The 13,649-nt window shown below is 52.0% G+C and carries 14 protein-coding genes; 8 read left to right on the plus strand and 6 right to left on the minus strand.

Annotated features, from left to right (window positions below; translation table 11 throughout):
- Positions 1-38: 38 nt before the first annotated feature.
- The 8 genes from KJS55_RS11565 (at position 39) to KJS55_RS11600 (ending at position 8,342) form a co-directional block, all read left to right on the plus strand.
- A complete protein-coding gene (locus KJS55_RS11565; protein WP_055180058.1) occupies positions 39-1,181 on the plus strand; it encodes a hypothetical protein in 1,143 nt (380 codons plus the stop codon).
- On the plus strand, positions 1,181-2,218 hold the full coding sequence (locus KJS55_RS11570) for a YqaJ viral recombinase family nuclease (RefSeq protein ID WP_055180060.1): 1,038 nt from the start codon (positions 1,181-1,183) through the stop codon (positions 2,216-2,218). Before KJS55_RS11565 ends, KJS55_RS11570 begins: the two co-directional genes overlap by 1 nt.
- Before the next feature lie 160 nt (positions 2,219-2,378).
- A complete protein-coding gene (recD2, locus tag KJS55_RS11575; RefSeq protein WP_055180062.1) occupies positions 2,379-4,559 on the plus strand; it encodes an SF1B family DNA helicase RecD2 in 2,181 nt (726 codons plus the stop codon).
- A gap of 16 nt (positions 4,560-4,575) precedes the next feature.
- Positions 4,576-5,046 carry a hypothetical protein gene (locus KJS55_RS11580; protein WP_050624432.1) on the plus strand — a complete coding sequence of 157 codons (471 nt, stop codon included), beginning with the start codon at positions 4,576-4,578 and terminating at the stop codon, positions 5,044-5,046.
- Positions 5,043-5,777 carry a hypothetical protein gene (locus KJS55_RS11585; RefSeq protein WP_050624433.1) on the plus strand — a complete coding sequence of 245 codons (735 nt, stop codon included), beginning with the start codon at positions 5,043-5,045 and terminating at the stop codon, positions 5,775-5,777. The genes KJS55_RS11580 and KJS55_RS11585 overlap by 4 nt, the downstream gene beginning before the upstream one ends.
- Positions 5,778-5,829: 52 nt before the next feature.
- Entirely contained in the window at positions 5,830-6,924 is a 1,095-nt protein-coding gene (locus KJS55_RS11590; protein ID WP_050624434.1) for a DUF3854 domain-containing protein, read from the plus strand.
- A gap of 115 nt (positions 6,925-7,039) precedes the next feature.
- A complete protein-coding gene (locus KJS55_RS11595) occupies positions 7,040-7,984 on the plus strand; it encodes a ParM/StbA family protein (protein WP_050624435.1) in 945 nt (314 codons plus the stop codon).
- Positions 7,971-8,342, plus strand: a complete 372-nt coding sequence (locus KJS55_RS11600) for a hypothetical protein (RefSeq protein ID WP_055180065.1) — start codon at positions 7,971-7,973, stop codon at positions 8,340-8,342. Before KJS55_RS11595 ends, KJS55_RS11600 begins: the two co-directional genes overlap by 14 nt.
- Positions 8,343-8,594: 252 nt before the next feature.
- On the opposite strand, the gene KJS55_RS11605 is transcribed toward KJS55_RS11600, so the two are convergent.
- The 6 genes from KJS55_RS11605 to KJS55_RS11630 form a co-directional block, all read right to left on the minus strand.
- Positions 8,595-9,431, minus strand: coding sequence for a hypothetical protein (locus tag KJS55_RS11605; RefSeq protein ID WP_228300523.1), 837 nt, complete (start codon positions 9,429-9,431; stop codon positions 8,595-8,597).
- Between the two features lie 128 nt (positions 9,432-9,559).
- On the minus strand, positions 9,560-10,063 hold the full coding sequence (locus KJS55_RS11610; RefSeq protein ID WP_055180067.1) for a DUF4241 domain-containing protein: 504 nt from the start codon (positions 10,061-10,063) through the stop codon (positions 9,560-9,562).
- Positions 10,064-10,108: 45 nt separating this feature from the next.
- Positions 10,109-11,188 carry a hypothetical protein gene (locus KJS55_RS11615; protein ID WP_178279567.1) on the minus strand — a complete coding sequence of 360 codons (1,080 nt, stop codon included), beginning with the start codon at positions 11,186-11,188 and terminating at the stop codon, positions 10,109-10,111.
- Positions 11,189-11,249: 61 nt separating this feature from the next.
- Positions 11,250-12,203, minus strand: a complete 954-nt coding sequence (locus KJS55_RS11620; protein WP_055180069.1) for a hypothetical protein — start codon at positions 12,201-12,203, stop codon at positions 11,250-11,252.
- 155 nt (positions 12,204-12,358) lie between these two features.
- Positions 12,359-12,913 carry a hypothetical protein gene (locus KJS55_RS11625; RefSeq protein ID WP_055180070.1) on the minus strand — a complete coding sequence of 185 codons (555 nt, stop codon included), beginning with the start codon at positions 12,911-12,913 and terminating at the stop codon, positions 12,359-12,361.
- 21 nt (positions 12,914-12,934) lie between these two features.
- Positions 12,935-13,123 (minus strand): hypothetical protein, encoded by a 189-nt coding sequence (locus tag KJS55_RS11630; RefSeq protein ID WP_055180072.1) that lies wholly within the window; start codon positions 13,121-13,123, stop codon positions 12,935-12,937.
- Positions 13,124-13,649: the final 526 nt, after the last annotated feature.

Genomic DNA, 13,649 nt, shown 5'->3' on the forward strand with positions numbered 1-13,649 from the left:
AGGAAGTTCCGGCTACAAAAAGAAAGGAGAACAAAACCATGGTGAAATCTTGTTGTGACAGCTATCACACCCAGTTCAGCGCATTCCCGGACATGCTCAGTTACCACGAGAAGATCCGAACTGACAGCCGCTGGGAGCGCACCGAGGTCAAAAATCTGGAGGTGGCGGCGCTGGATAAGGCATCGCCCCTGTTCAACGACACGACCAGTTTCGATTCCTCTGTCTCCCGTGATGCAATCGAGGACACGGCAGAGAATCTGAAATTGGCCATCAAAGTCAAGGACAAATTCTTCCCGCTGCGCGATACCGCTTATAAGAGCCTGCTGGACCGGGCGAAAGTCGGCGGTTCTGCACTACCCAAACTCCCGCGTGAAAAACTTGCGGAGTTGATCAATTCCTGCCTGGCGCTCCATAAGGACAGCGCCCTGTTGCTCGTCCGCGATGAGAAGGTCTCGGCCGCTCATTCCGGAGATACCCGTGACTACTCCGTGTTGGAGATCGATCAGTTACTGGACGGCTTACAGAGCAAGATGGACGAGCGGTTCCCGGGCAACCAGTTTTCCGGCGGTTATGTAGATCATTCCATTACAAGCGCCTCATGGACACTGCCTGACCAAAAGACAGAGTTGCTGGATACCTACACAAAATTGTTGGCGGCAGAGGGGAAGACCGCTATGGCCGCCAAGTTGATGCCTGGTATCCGCTTTTCTACATCGGACACCGGGGTGGCCTCGGCAAAGGTTTCGGCGTTGCTGGTGGGGTTACAGTACCCCATCCATATTGGCGGTATGATTTCCGTGGAACACCGCCGGCAGTCCAAGGTCCCTGACTTCGTGGAGAGCCTTGATATGCTGTTCGCTCAGTTTGGGGACTCGGTTGCCAGATTGAGCGGCCTGCTGTCTATCCACCTAGATCACCCGGTCAATGCCATGACGGCCATCTGCAAACGCCTAGCGCTGCCGAAAAAGGCGGCGATGGAGGCCATCGACATGTTCGAGATGGCGATTGGGGAAGACAGCGCCACTGCCCATGATGTGTTTGTAGCCATGCAGGAAATCCCCTTTATCCTCAAGACCCAGGGGACGCCGGAGAGCAAACTGTTGGCCCTGCAGGAAAATATGGCCCGGGCACTCACGCTCAAATGGCGTGACTATGACTATGCCCGGGAGGTGAAGTGGTAATGGCTGCACCTAATATTCTGTGCGACTGCACAGGTATGTCGAGAACGCGATGGCTGGAATGCAGGGCGCACGGTCCTAAGGGAGATATTGAGTATACCGTTGGCGGCAGCGATGTTGCCGTTATCTTCGGTTTGTCGCCGTGGACGACACCCCTGGAACTTTGGATGATCAAAAAGGGGCGCATGAAGCCGAAGCCGCCCCCGAACCCCGACCAACTGGCTATGGGACATATGTTGGAGCCGATTGCAGCGTACTTTTACGCCAGGAGGACGGGTAATGTCGTCACGGATGACAACTATCTCTATCAGCATGCTTATCTGAAATACGCTCTCGCCAATATTGACCGGCGCTACACGCGGAAGAATGACGGCGAAGGCGGTGTTTTGGAGTGCAAATCCCTGACATATCACAAGGCAGAAGACTGGGCTGACGGAGCTATCCCAATCTACTACGAAATTCAGCTTCGCTACTATCTTGCGGTATTGGATGAAAAGCACGGGGCTTTCGCGGCGCTTTGGGGCAACAACCCGGAGCACGACTTGGCCATGCCCCACATCGAGCGGGAACAGGGCAAAGAGGATATCATTTTTGAGAAGTTGGACCGGTGGATCTGGAGTTTGCGTCATGATCAGCCTCCGACTATGGAGGATGTGAAGCCGAAGCTGGCTATGGAGGCCCTGGCGCGAATTTACGGTGCCAGTCAAAAAGGACTGCCCACAATTGAATTTCCGCAAAAATTTGAATCACGTCTGCGGAAAATCGCGAGTCTTCAAGCGGAAAATGTGGAGTTAAAAAGTGCAATCAAGAAAAATGAGGAGGCTATAAAAGCACACAGCGTGCGAGTTGCAGAACTGATGAAGAATCATGAGCATGGGATCCTTACCACAACCACGGATAAGCTGTTAGTGGATTTTGTGACCGAGGTAACCAAGCGCGTGAGCTCGGACTATCTCAAAAAAGAACATCCGGACATCTATCAAGAGGCGCTGAAAGCATCAAAGAGCCGCAAGGTCAAGGTGACCATCCAGCCTGTATGACGATGGGCGGCGCAGGGTGTGCTTATGTGTAGAGCAGCCCTGCGCTTATACAAAAAACGGGCAAGGCCGTCTTTACGGAGCAAAATATGTCTTTTGGATCGGGGTATTCTGTGAGAGGATTTCAAGATACTCCGATTCCGCTATAAGGAGGAATCAATTCATGAAATGCAGTTTCAGCCGCCTGCTCTACCCGAAGACAGTGGAGGAGGCGCGGGACGGCAGTTATATGATCGCACTGTTCAGGCCCCATGAAAAGGTACTGGACGCACAAGGAAACAGACTTTCCAGCATCAAGGTGGTGGGGCACTACCTGCCTACCGTTTCTAGTGTAAAGGTCGATATGGCTGGACATTGGAAGAAAGATGCCAGATACGGACTTCAGTTTGAGATGGAGTCTTATGAGGAACTGGTTGAATCCAGTAAGGCCGGGATTGTGTCCTACCTCTCGTCGGGGATGATACCTGGCATCGGGAAAAAATTGGCCGAAAGAATCTACGATACTTTCGGGGAGCAGTCCCTGGAGGTATTAGACCGTGATCCTACACGGATCGAGGAGGTATCCGGCATCAGTCAAAAGAAAAGAGACCAGTTCTGTGACGCCTATATGGAAACCCGCAGCGCCCGCAAATTGATCAATATGCTTGCCCCCTTTGATATCAGCGCGATGCAGGCCATCCATCTGAGGAGGCAACTGGGTCTCGATGCGCAGACATTACTGGCTCAGTTTCCATACATGGTATTTGAGCGTGATCTGATTGATTTTGAAACAGCAGACAGGCTGGCGCAGGCCAACGGGATCCCGATGGATGCGCCGGAACGGCTGGATGCCGGCTTGCTCTGTACGCTGAAACAAGCAGAATCCAGCGGGCATCTGTCCATGCACAAGGAACGCCTTGTGCAGAGGGCGGTCAATTTACTCCGCGCACCGGCAGTGACGTGGAAGGCTGTTGCCCAGCGGGCATTTGAAATGCTCAAAGACAATCGGCTTGCGATTTACCGCGACCATGTCTATCGCCCTATCATAGCACAGGCTGAGAACGATGTGGCTGTACAGGTCTGCGAGATGCTGCACCGGGACAAATTGCCCTATATGGGCGACCTGGATGACGAGATTGATGCCCAGCAGAAAGAGATGGGGTTCACCTTCGCTCAGGAGCAGAGGAACGCCATCAAGACTTCGCTGACATCGCCGATTTGCATCATTTCCGGAGGTCCGGGTACGGGGAAGACCTCCATCCAGCGGGCAATTCTCAATATCTATCACGCGGCATTTCCCAATGCCGCTGTTGTCTGCTGTGCACCGACCGGGCGTGCGGCGCGGCGTATGGAACAGAGCACTGGCTTTGCAGCATCTACGGTACATAAGGCGCTGAACCTACAGGCGGGTGAAATCCACGAACTGAGAGAGCCTGAAACCCTGAAGGCAGATCTGGTCCTTGTCGACGAAGTCAGCATGATGGATATGATAACCACATGGCACCTATTTGCCGCACTGCCACCCGGCTGCCGCTTGATTCTGGTGGGAGATGCAGATCAACTTCCCTCCGTCGGGCCGGGTGCCGTACTCCACGAACTGCTGGGCTGCGGGAAGCTACCTTCGGTCATCCTGGACAAGGTGTTTCGCCAGAGTGAGGGCAGCATCGTAGCGGAGAATGCACAGCGTATCCGGCACGGCAATGAGCGATTGGACTTAGGGGACGATTTTCAGTTCTGGGCCTCGGCAGATGTGTCACAGTCAGCACAATGGCTGGAGCGTCTCTACATGAATGAGATCGCTCGGCACGGCGTGGACAATGTGGCGCTTTTGACCCCGTTCCGTAAAAAGTCCGAAACTGGCGTTCAGAGTATGAACGCGGCCCTGCACGATATTGCCAACCCACCCTCACCGGAAAAGGCGGAACTGGAAATCGGGCAGAGGACCTTTCGCGTGGGTGACAAAGTGATGCAGATGAAAAACCGGGATTTTGCCAGTAATGGTGATATCGGATATATCCGAACCATCGTCCGGGATGCAGACGGTTTTTTGGTAGAAGTGGATTTTGGGGATGACCGTATTGTGGCCTATGAGGATTTGGAGTCTCTCCGCCAACTGGAACTGGCTTATGCCACCACCATCCACAAATCTCAGGGCGCAGAATATTCCTCCGTGCTTATCAGTGTCCAGAACATACACGGGAGAATGCTGAATCGTGCGTTGTTCTACACGGCGGAAACCCGCGCCAAGATCCGCGTTATCGTTGTGGGAGACTGGGAGGCTGTTGTGCGTGCAATCAATACGACGGATACTGACCGCAGAAATACGGCACTGGCTGAACGGATCAACGAATTGATAAAAGAATAGAGGGAGGACCAGACAGATGGCCACAGTCCTGGAAAATTACTATGCGCTCCGAGGCGAACTGGAGCAGCGCATGGCACAGGCACCCATTAACGCAGTCGACCTGTGGTATTACGGCGAAATTGTGTACCGGGTCGGCGTGTTGGAGACATGTCAGATGTACCTGCGCAGTGCGCCTGTTTCGATGAATACCCCCGAACTGCTGGGGCATTACCAGATGATGGACGCCTATGTGCAGAGTCTTGCGTTGGAACGTCGCTATGGGCCGGACCGCGGTCCGGATACACAGAAAGAGCGGGAAGCCGCTCAGAGTAACCTGGGACGTGTGATCCAAGACTACCGTAAGCGATTTTCAGCGTTTTCGCCTACGGCTGCCATGGCATACAAGAAAGAAATTAACCGGGTTATTACAACACTGCTGCCGGCATGGCTGCAGTTTCGGAACACATTCGTACCGATTAAAAAGGCTAAGGAGGGTAATGCATCATGAAAGACGAGAAACAGGCAGCACTGGCAGCCATTCAGCAGATCAATGCGGTGGATGGTTTTGATCCCTCGCCGTTGGCAGTGGAATACGCCGACCTCAATACCCATGAAAAGCGCCTTCGCCTGCCGGTTATGGGACAACTCGCGTGGTTCTGGCTCAAGCATCCGGAAGGCCGTGTCGCTGTCACGGTGACTCCAGCCAAGGAGTGCTTCATAGCCACAGCACGGATTTATGCCAATTATACCAATCCATCAGATCAGTATTTGGCGGAGGCCACAGCGTCACGAGGTTATTTGCCGGACAAGCCGACGGTTTCCCCGCGGGAATGGGCACAGACAGCAGCAATCGGCCGGGCGTTGCAGTACGCTGGCTTTGGACTCCAGTTCGCTGCGGCCGGCGACGCCTTTGATATGCCAGCAGTGGATGAACTGAGCGGCATCGTCTGGAGCGGGGAAGAATCTCCGCAGGATTTGCCAGAGCCTGGAGGGGCCTCCGCGAATATGCATATGACAATGCCGATGCCCACACCAGCCGCCCAGCCGCCGGTAGATCCATTGGAGAAAGCAATGAGTACACCCTGTCCTATCAGCAAATACAGCGGCAAGACGCTTGGGGATGTACTGAGGGAGGATCCAAAAGCCCTCGTGTGGGTAGCGAATAAATTTCAGGGCGATCCTGAGATCTCTGCGGCCGCAAAACTCATTTGCGAACAGTCCATGGAGGAGAGCGCCTGAATAAACATGGGGGACGGTCGCCACCAGACCGTCCCCCGGAGAGGAGCTTTCCATGGAACTTCGCTATCAAATGACGGATATTCTGCCGCTGCTCCCAATCCCACAGCCTCCAAATGGAAAGAGTGCCTACAATATCCCGTGCCCATTATGCGACCGTGCAGGTTCAAGGGAGAAGCATCTGAACATCAATCTCAAGCGGAATGTGTATCGGTGTCCCAAGTGCGGACAATTCCAGGGTGGTGTCTTCGATCTCTATGCCTACTACATGGGCATCCCGCGGGAGAAGGTCTTGGAGGACCTTACAGCGAGACTGCAGAGAGACATCAGCTATCCCGCAGGGAAAGCGGCTACCAGAAAGAAACTGCAGCCTCCGCCGATGAAGCCCCAGGCAAGCCTTGCGCCGCTGGAGGAACGGGACCGGGTCTATCGTGCTTTGCTCAACCGGCTCACCCTGGCGCCGGACCACCGTGAAAATCTCCTCAGCCGCGGTTTGACCGACGAAGCCATTGAACGGCTGGGCTATAAGTCTACGCCTGTTGTGGGGTTCCATGCACTGGCCCAGTCCTTGCTGGACGAGGGATATACGCTGTTTGGCGTCCCTGGATTTTATCGGGACAAGGATGGGCGATGGACAATGGCTGTGTGGCGTAGGGGGATTCTGATTCCGGGAACCTACTTTGGGAAGATACAAGGTTTTCAAATTCGCCTTGATCATAAAATGAAAAAGGGCGGTAAGTTCCTGACCTTTTCCAGTAGGGACGAGCTGGACGGAGCCATGGGTGAGAACTGGTGCCATATGGTCGGGCCGGTTCGAGAGAGGATTCTTCTGATTGAAGGATATATGAAAGCGGACATCGTCAACCACTTTACAGGCCAAACGATGTTGGCTATTCCAGGGGTGACCTCGTTGCAACATTTGGAGTCAGCCCTCAGGGATCTGATTCCCATGGGAGTCCGTCATATCATGACCTGCTTCGATATGGACTATCTGAAAAACTGGCATGTGGAAAGTGCCTATCAGAACCTTGTTGAACTGTTGGCCAAGCAGAATGTCACATTTGGAACCTATTTGTGGGTTCCGGATTACAACGGATTGGATGATTACATCTGGGAGTTTTGCATGAATAAGGGCAATCCTCCAAAGTAACAGAAGTGGACAGCGGGACATGCGCAGCATGTCCCGCTGTTTTTACGCATTTTGTTGTAAAAACGCATTTTCATTTGTGTAATAACATATCAGAAAGACTAAGGAGTGATTTCTCATGCTATTTCCAGTTGATCATGGCAACTCGTCTATCAAAACCGTCAATTTCGTGTTTTCCTCCGGACTGGCCGATTATCCGATCCGTCCACCCGTTGATACGGACATTCTGGAATATGGCGGCAAGTATTGGACGCTGTCCGGCAAACGCATCTCTTATATGCGGGACAAGACGAAAGATGACCGATATTTTATCCTGACCCTTTTTGCCATTGCGAAGGAACTGCAGAAGAGCGATACTATGAGCCCAATGGTGGAAACGGATCTGGCCGTAGGATTGCCCCCGGAGCATTATGCGCTGCGGCAGCGGTTTGCAGAGTATTTTAAGCGCGGCACAGTGAACTTTGTCTTTAACGGAACACCGGTCTGCCTCGTGATCCGGCATGTGCTGGTCTATCCTCAGGCTTATGCAGCGGTCGTACCGCAGGCAGCCCGCCTGAAGGAGATCCCGCGCACTTTCATTATTGATATTGGAGGCTTTACCACAGACGTTATGTTGCTTCGCAATTCTGTACCTGACATGCAGTTCTGCCGCAGTTTGGAGATGGGAGTGATTCATATGTCCAACGATATTATCGGCAGGGTGAATGCTATGTATGATATGAAGATTGAGGATGACCACATCGTGGATATCATCCAAGGGCGGTCCACGACCCTATCCGCTGAGGTGCAGGAGGTTGTATTTGCCACGGTACGCAGTTATGCCAATGGAATTCTGGATAAACTGCGTGAACTGCAGGTAGACCTACGAGCCAATCCGGCCATTTTTATCGGAGGCGGGTCCATTCTATTCCAAAACTTCATTGAGGAGTCCTCCCAAGTGGCTCAGGCGGATTTTGTGCTGGATTCTAAAGCCAATGCCATTGGCTATGGAATGCTGGCTACGGCGCAGTTGCGGCGGATGACACAGCAGAATCACGGAGGGGAGTTCTTTGCGGAGGGATGATAAGTTCCGATTTTCTCTCGGATGGAGCCGGGATACTGCGGAAAAGATTGCAGTCGGAGATTTACTGGAAAGATTGAAGAACCGCAAAAGTGATCTGGTCGTCCAAGCTGTCTGGGAGTACATTGGGAATCACCCCGAGGTAATGACGGAAGATGCAAAAATCGTGATTTCAGTTCATTCAACGCCCACAGATGAACAGACATTTGCAAAAATCCAAAGTATGATAGACGCCTCGTTGGAAAAACTGAAAACTACCTTAAAACTCCAACTTGAACAGGGCCAGCCGGAAGATGCCAGCGGGCCAAGCGAGAAAGATCTGGATGATATGCTCAAAAATCTGGATATATTCAATCTGTGAGAACAGTCCCCACTCCATACCTTGAATGGGGTGGGGACTGTTTTGAGGCCGGTACCATTGGGGCGGCATGGGTAAGATAAAAAGGGGAAGTGCAATAAAAAGACACGCCCCCTCAGGAATGCACCGTTCCTGAGGGGGCGTGTCTTTTTGTTTATAGGGGAAGTTGTGAACTTCGGATGCTGTCCCCTCTCGGCAAAGCAGGCAAAACAACTAGCCAAGACGGTATATGTACAGTTGAGACAGTCTAAATGCCTAGAACCCGTTCCAGATTTGGTGACCGCAGTATTCAAAGGTTTGTGCGTCATCACAATCAGCGGGAGTGAGGTCGATGATCCGCTTGCGGGAGCGGGAGAGGAAGACCCGGTTTTTGATTTTGCTCATTGGCTGCCATTTGGCCAGCATATTGTCAAAATTGACTACTGAGGCATAGTCCGCCGGGAAGTTGTTTTTTATGTGATGAAAGAAATAGTTGCGGTGGAAAGGGCAGATCAGGCAGGCGCTGGCCTTGCTGTCCAGGCCCCACTCATCCAGATTATAGGCGTAGCAGTCCTTTCGTTCCCAACCCATCTCGATAAGCGGAAATCGGTTTTGAAACATAGCGTGTCGGCTGGGAAAGGAACGATGAGCCTCTTCACTGGAAAAGCCAATGTGGAGTTCATGGGTGCCGATATCCTCTGGGCGAAGCCGCTGATAGGGCCGGTAGCCCAGAAGTTCATATCGGACAAACTTTTGGATCATCAAAACCTTGTAGTCCACGGTGCAGGAGCGGCGGGCGATCCGTCCTGCTTTTCCCTGCTCGTCTAATGTCCAGAACGGCATGGCTGAAACCCTCTGCCGCCCGAACCGCTGCATATAGTCCTGATACAGATTACTCTGGAGAATGTAAAAAGGAATGTTGCAATCAACGCAGGCGCGTTCAATAAAACGCACTTGATCCGCTACCCAGGCAGGCTCACAGCCAAGATCACAATAGATGATGGCATCATAGCGGGGTACCTGCGGGTGTACGACCTTACTTCTGGTCTGGTCGCAGGAGATCAGGGCCAGGGCGGTACTCTGCATCCCCGCACCACAGCTTAGAATGTTCAAACGGAATACCTCCTTCTAAAAGGAAATGCGGGGAACCGCCCGTTTAGGTGGTTCCCCGCTGAGTGTTATTGGAGCAGAAGCCTATTGATTTGGGTCAGGCGCACCACATCAAAATTGATCATGACGCCTCATGTGATATCCTGCCCCTGTGTTTTAGACAGATGGTAGGAGTAACAGATATAACCGCCATCCCCATACCCGGAATTGGATACAACGCCATGTGGAATAACACCGGCATAGTGGTCTGTATGTAAGGTCTGGTTGCAACAGCTGTTGTACCACGCTTCCAGTGCATCTTCGCTGGGTATCTGGCCTGCATCAGCACCGGCACGGTAGAACGGCTTGTCGAACACACCGGCTTGGCCGCTGTCTACGCCAACCTTGAAGAGTTCCTCCCGTGCAATTAACTGGTTTTTGGGTGGGCAATGCTGATGGAACGCGGCCAGATAGGCTACTGCCGCATCGTGCTTCCCTTCATGGAAAAAGCCAATCTCTGCCTCCCAAATCCCCGGCTGGGCATTGGGAACGATGCCCATGCACCAGGTACCGGGCGCGTAACAGGGATCGGAAATAATCAATTTAGGCTGTGTCACCTCGAAAGTGCCGAGTTTGAATTTTTGTAATGTCCGCATTATTTAGACCTCGCTCTTGCTAATTTTATTGTTGCCTCTTTAGGGTCAACGGGTACTGCTGCCAGTGGCGTGAATGGCCGGAATATCCGCGGTATCTCCAACATGCGGCGGCTTGCTCTGGATTGCAGCCAGCAACTTGGAAAGTAGTTCGGGCAGTTTCATACTGTTGCGGCTGCCTTTATGGTAGCGGTAACTCCATTGACCACTCTGTGGGGAATATCGAATACTGTGTAGCGTATTGATAATCCAGCCCTGTGTTTTTAGAGGAACTGAAATCCCATGCTCCCGAAAAAGCTGCATGATCAGAGACTTGCCGTTGATATCTTGATTTACAACTTCTTTTCCGGCTAAAATGTTTTGCTCCGCCTCTCGGATGGCGGAGGTATAGCGGTCTTGTAACTCTTGTTCACGCTGACGCGCCTGGGCTTCCAGTTCTGCCTCTCGCAGTTTGGCTTGCCGTTGGCGCTCTGCCCAAATGGGAGCGTTGTGTGCCTCAGCCTCTTCGCGCCGCCCCAAGAGGTTGGCAAAGCCAAGATCGGCCCAGCGATCTGGAGCCGCCATACTCTGGTTGAAGACCCGTTCAATCTCAGCCCGGATACCGTGTTCCAGCGTGGACAGCCACTTCAGGACTTCCGCCAGCCGGCTCCGCTGGTCGATGCCCACCATAAAGCCGTCGCAGGGGATAAAGATCGTCGGCCATGAATCACGCTTATTTTCCAAGGTGTAAAGCTCGATGCCGTTTTCATTGTAAAAACGGTAGTAGTAGTGCCTTTTACCCATCAAGTCCTTGGAAAAAACACGGTTTTCATCCCTCTCCTTTGGCGGGAATATATCCTTTTTCTTCTCGTTCGGGCGGGTGTAGCGGGGAGAGAGGCCGGTACGGCCCAAACTGTTTGTAATCTGTTTTTCGATTGATTCCAGACCGCCGTGCCGTTCCATAAAGCCTGATAGGTCCTGTGACTGCTGCAAATTACAAAGGCACAAACCTGTCCTGCCTTCATAGATAGCTCCCTTATATTGGAACAGATCCAAGCCAAACTCGTTTTGAAACGACTTGGCTTCCTGTATCGGGGAAAAGGCACCATCCCGGAAGATGTAACAGACGGCAGAGTGTTTTTCATTCATATTTGAATCACCTTATCGTATGTCACTTTTACTGCAATCATATTTGTCATTTGTCGCTCCTTCAATTTTGATTTGTGTCTTTCACCATCATCTCGCGGGCTGCAATATAGCAGATGATGCTATAAATTTTTTTGGTAATGCTGTCCTCTGCCCTGCCTTTGACGAGCTGGGTGTCGATGAACATCGGAGAAATCGTACACCGGGTCTCGATGAAGTATTTTTCGGAATTTTTCAGTGGGAACTTGCCTAGCCTCATGTAGACCTCTCCGCTTGTGTTCTGTCCATGTGGTGTGATATTGCTGTTTCTGAGGCAGCCTACATAGTGTTCCTGGCTGTACACACAGCCATATTCGTCCACGTCCGAAGCCTGATAGCCCCCCACCTCGCTCATCATATCTGCGGCCAGTTCCTCTGCAGACCGACTTGTGATAAAATACCGCTCCGGGAATGGGAGCGCCTGAATCCCCCAGAACTGATGGATGCTCCTGTTGAACATCCGCTCCAGTAAGGATTTCAGTTCGTCTTTCAGCGTATCATATGTAAGGTCCCAAAGTTGGATGGAAGACGGAACGCCAACTCCTTTTTCGAGGTAGTTCAAATAGTGAACCGTTGACCGACTGGATGTTTCCTCCTCAGAGCCAGAGAAATCAGGGAATCCAGTCTTGCTCTCTATTAGCTGTACCTCCACGTCTGGGTAAGCGCCATTGGTGATAAAGAGCTGGAATGCTGGGCTTGTGCGGAAACCATCATGATTTCTCGGCCCCCTGCCAAGAGACTCTATCATCTCTTTTGGAAGGTCAATCCCATCGTAGGCATTCCGGGTCTTCTCAACCGCAGCTTCATCCTGTGGTGTGGTTTCCTCCTTGATGACTGCCTGAACTGCCTTGAACATCCGGTTTATCTTGCAGTCCTTGCAGTCTTCCAGGAACGGCATAGCCCCTCTCATGCAAAAGGCACAGAAGGTTTGCTTAGCTTCGGCCATTTTCTCATAATAGGCGGTACTGATTGTCTTCATATACAATCTCCTTTTTTGAGCCGGAACTGGATGCTCCAATCCCGGCTTGTGTAGCGGATTACCGGATGACCTCGTAGAGCATCATGGTATCCAGATTGAACATGGACATGATCCGGGTGACTGTAGGCCTATGACAGCGGTCGCAAATCTGATTTTCAAACACCATCCTTAGCCCCTCCCTCACAGTCCAGAGTTCGCCCTGAGATGGCAGTCTCATCATGGCCGCCGTCGTACCGCTCCGGGGTGTTAATTTGCTCGGCGAAGGTGAAATACTTCTCCATCTGCCGGTCGAGCAGTCTGTCGATCTGTTGCCGGAATTCTGCGTTTACCTTCTTTTCTGCACTGAGGTAGTCGACGAACTCCTTGAATTCACCAAATGCCTCCAGATAGCCGGCAAGGAAAGCCGCATCTTGAGCCTGGGCCTGGATCCCTGCCTGGGAAGCGGCCCGCCGCAGGTCTGAGACTAGGGCAGCGGACTCTGGCCGGCGCTCCAGCGCCCCCCAAATCCGGTCAGAGTAGTCATGGCCCCTCCGGAATTGGGGCCTCATTCCACCAAACTGCAAAGCATAGATACTGGCGGCATACAGATAGGCGTGTTCAGGATCTCGCCTATCATCGGTGTCGTAGACTTGAATGTTGAGCGGCTCCAAAAGGGTGGAGTAGACCTCGTTGACCAGTCCGCCATCCATCTCGATAATTAAAGTAGCCACGTTTGTTCCTCCTCGATTGACTTAAATAGTTTTTTTCAGGATGATAACCCCCATTACCTGTTCCAGGCCTTGTTCATTGAGCCAGGCATCCAGAGCAGTTTGGGCCTCTTGACGTAGAGCCTCTGTCCTCTCCGCAAGTTGATCCTCAACTTGTTCTCGGTTTGGAACCTCTTCGCTGACGAAAGCGACGCCAATCCAATTGGTATTCATTCCGGATCACCGTGTTTCGATGCTCTCTGCCGTGTCGGGATTCTTTCGAGTGATTGCATGACTTTTCATCTCCTTTTTGATTTTTGCGGTGTTCCGCTGCAGGGATATCTATATAAAAAAACGTGTGGAACCCAGAATAGTCCACACGCTTTTGCCCAGGATGGGCGAGATCTGTTTAAGAGGGGCATTCGTTTGTCCAGAAAACAAAAAAGCGCCCAAAGGTCAGAAAGACCTCTGGACGCTATGCAACACGGAAACTAAGACTGCCTTAGGCTGCCGCAGATACTATGTGAGCATATTATAGCGTTTCCTTTGAGAAAAAACAAGCATTAAAAATCACCACCCGCCGGTGGCAGCTGATGTTCTGAAACATATCGGGTTCACGATTCCCAAGCCGTGGAGCAGGAAGAAAGGCCATGTGGCATTTTACGTTGGTGACTCAGTTCGAAAATCCCTTGCAAACAATCCGTAGGTGCGGTATAATACTGACATAAAGTATCCGAAATCGCCCTGGCGATTACAGTAT

It is taken from the genome of Pusillibacter faecalis (genome assembly GCF_018408705.1).
Taxonomy (GTDB): Bacteria; Bacillota; Clostridia; order Oscillospirales; family Oscillospiraceae; genus Oscillibacter; species Oscillibacter faecalis.

Excerpts from the sequence above, each read along its gene's own strand:
- KJS55_RS11565 (WP_055180058.1), top strand. The coding sequence starts at position 39 with ATGGTGAAATCTTGTTGTGACAGCTATCACACCCAGTTCAGCGCATTC.
- KJS55_RS11570 (WP_055180060.1), top strand. The coding sequence starts at position 1,181 with ATGGCTGCACCTAATATTCTGTGCGACTGCACAGGTATGTCGAGAACG.
- recD2 (WP_055180062.1), top strand. The coding sequence starts at position 2,379 with ATGAAATGCAGTTTCAGCCGCCTGCTCTACCCGAAGACAGTGGAGGAG.
- KJS55_RS11580 (WP_050624432.1), top strand. The coding sequence starts at position 4,576 with ATGGCCACAGTCCTGGAAAATTACTATGCGCTCCGAGGCGAACTGGAG.
- KJS55_RS11585 (WP_050624433.1), top strand. The coding sequence starts at position 5,043 with ATGAAAGACGAGAAACAGGCAGCACTGGCAGCCATTCAGCAGATCAAT.
- KJS55_RS11590 (WP_050624434.1), top strand. The coding sequence starts at position 5,830 with ATGGAACTTCGCTATCAAATGACGGATATTCTGCCGCTGCTCCCAATC.
- KJS55_RS11595 (WP_050624435.1), top strand. The coding sequence starts at position 7,040 with ATGCTATTTCCAGTTGATCATGGCAACTCGTCTATCAAAACCGTCAAT.
- KJS55_RS11610 (WP_055180067.1), bottom strand. The coding sequence starts at position 10,063 with ATGCGGACATTACAAAAATTCAAACTCGGCACTTTCGAGGTGACACAG.
- KJS55_RS11615 (WP_178279567.1), bottom strand. The coding sequence starts at position 11,188 with ATGAATGAAAAACACTCTGCCGTCTGTTACATCTTCCGGGATGGTGCC.
- KJS55_RS11620 (WP_055180069.1), bottom strand. The coding sequence starts at position 12,203 with ATGAAGACAATCAGTACCGCCTATTATGAGAAAATGGCCGAAGCTAAG.
- KJS55_RS11630 (WP_055180072.1), bottom strand. The coding sequence starts at position 13,123 with ATGAATACCAATTGGATTGGCGTCGCTTTCGTCAGCGAAGAGGTTCCA.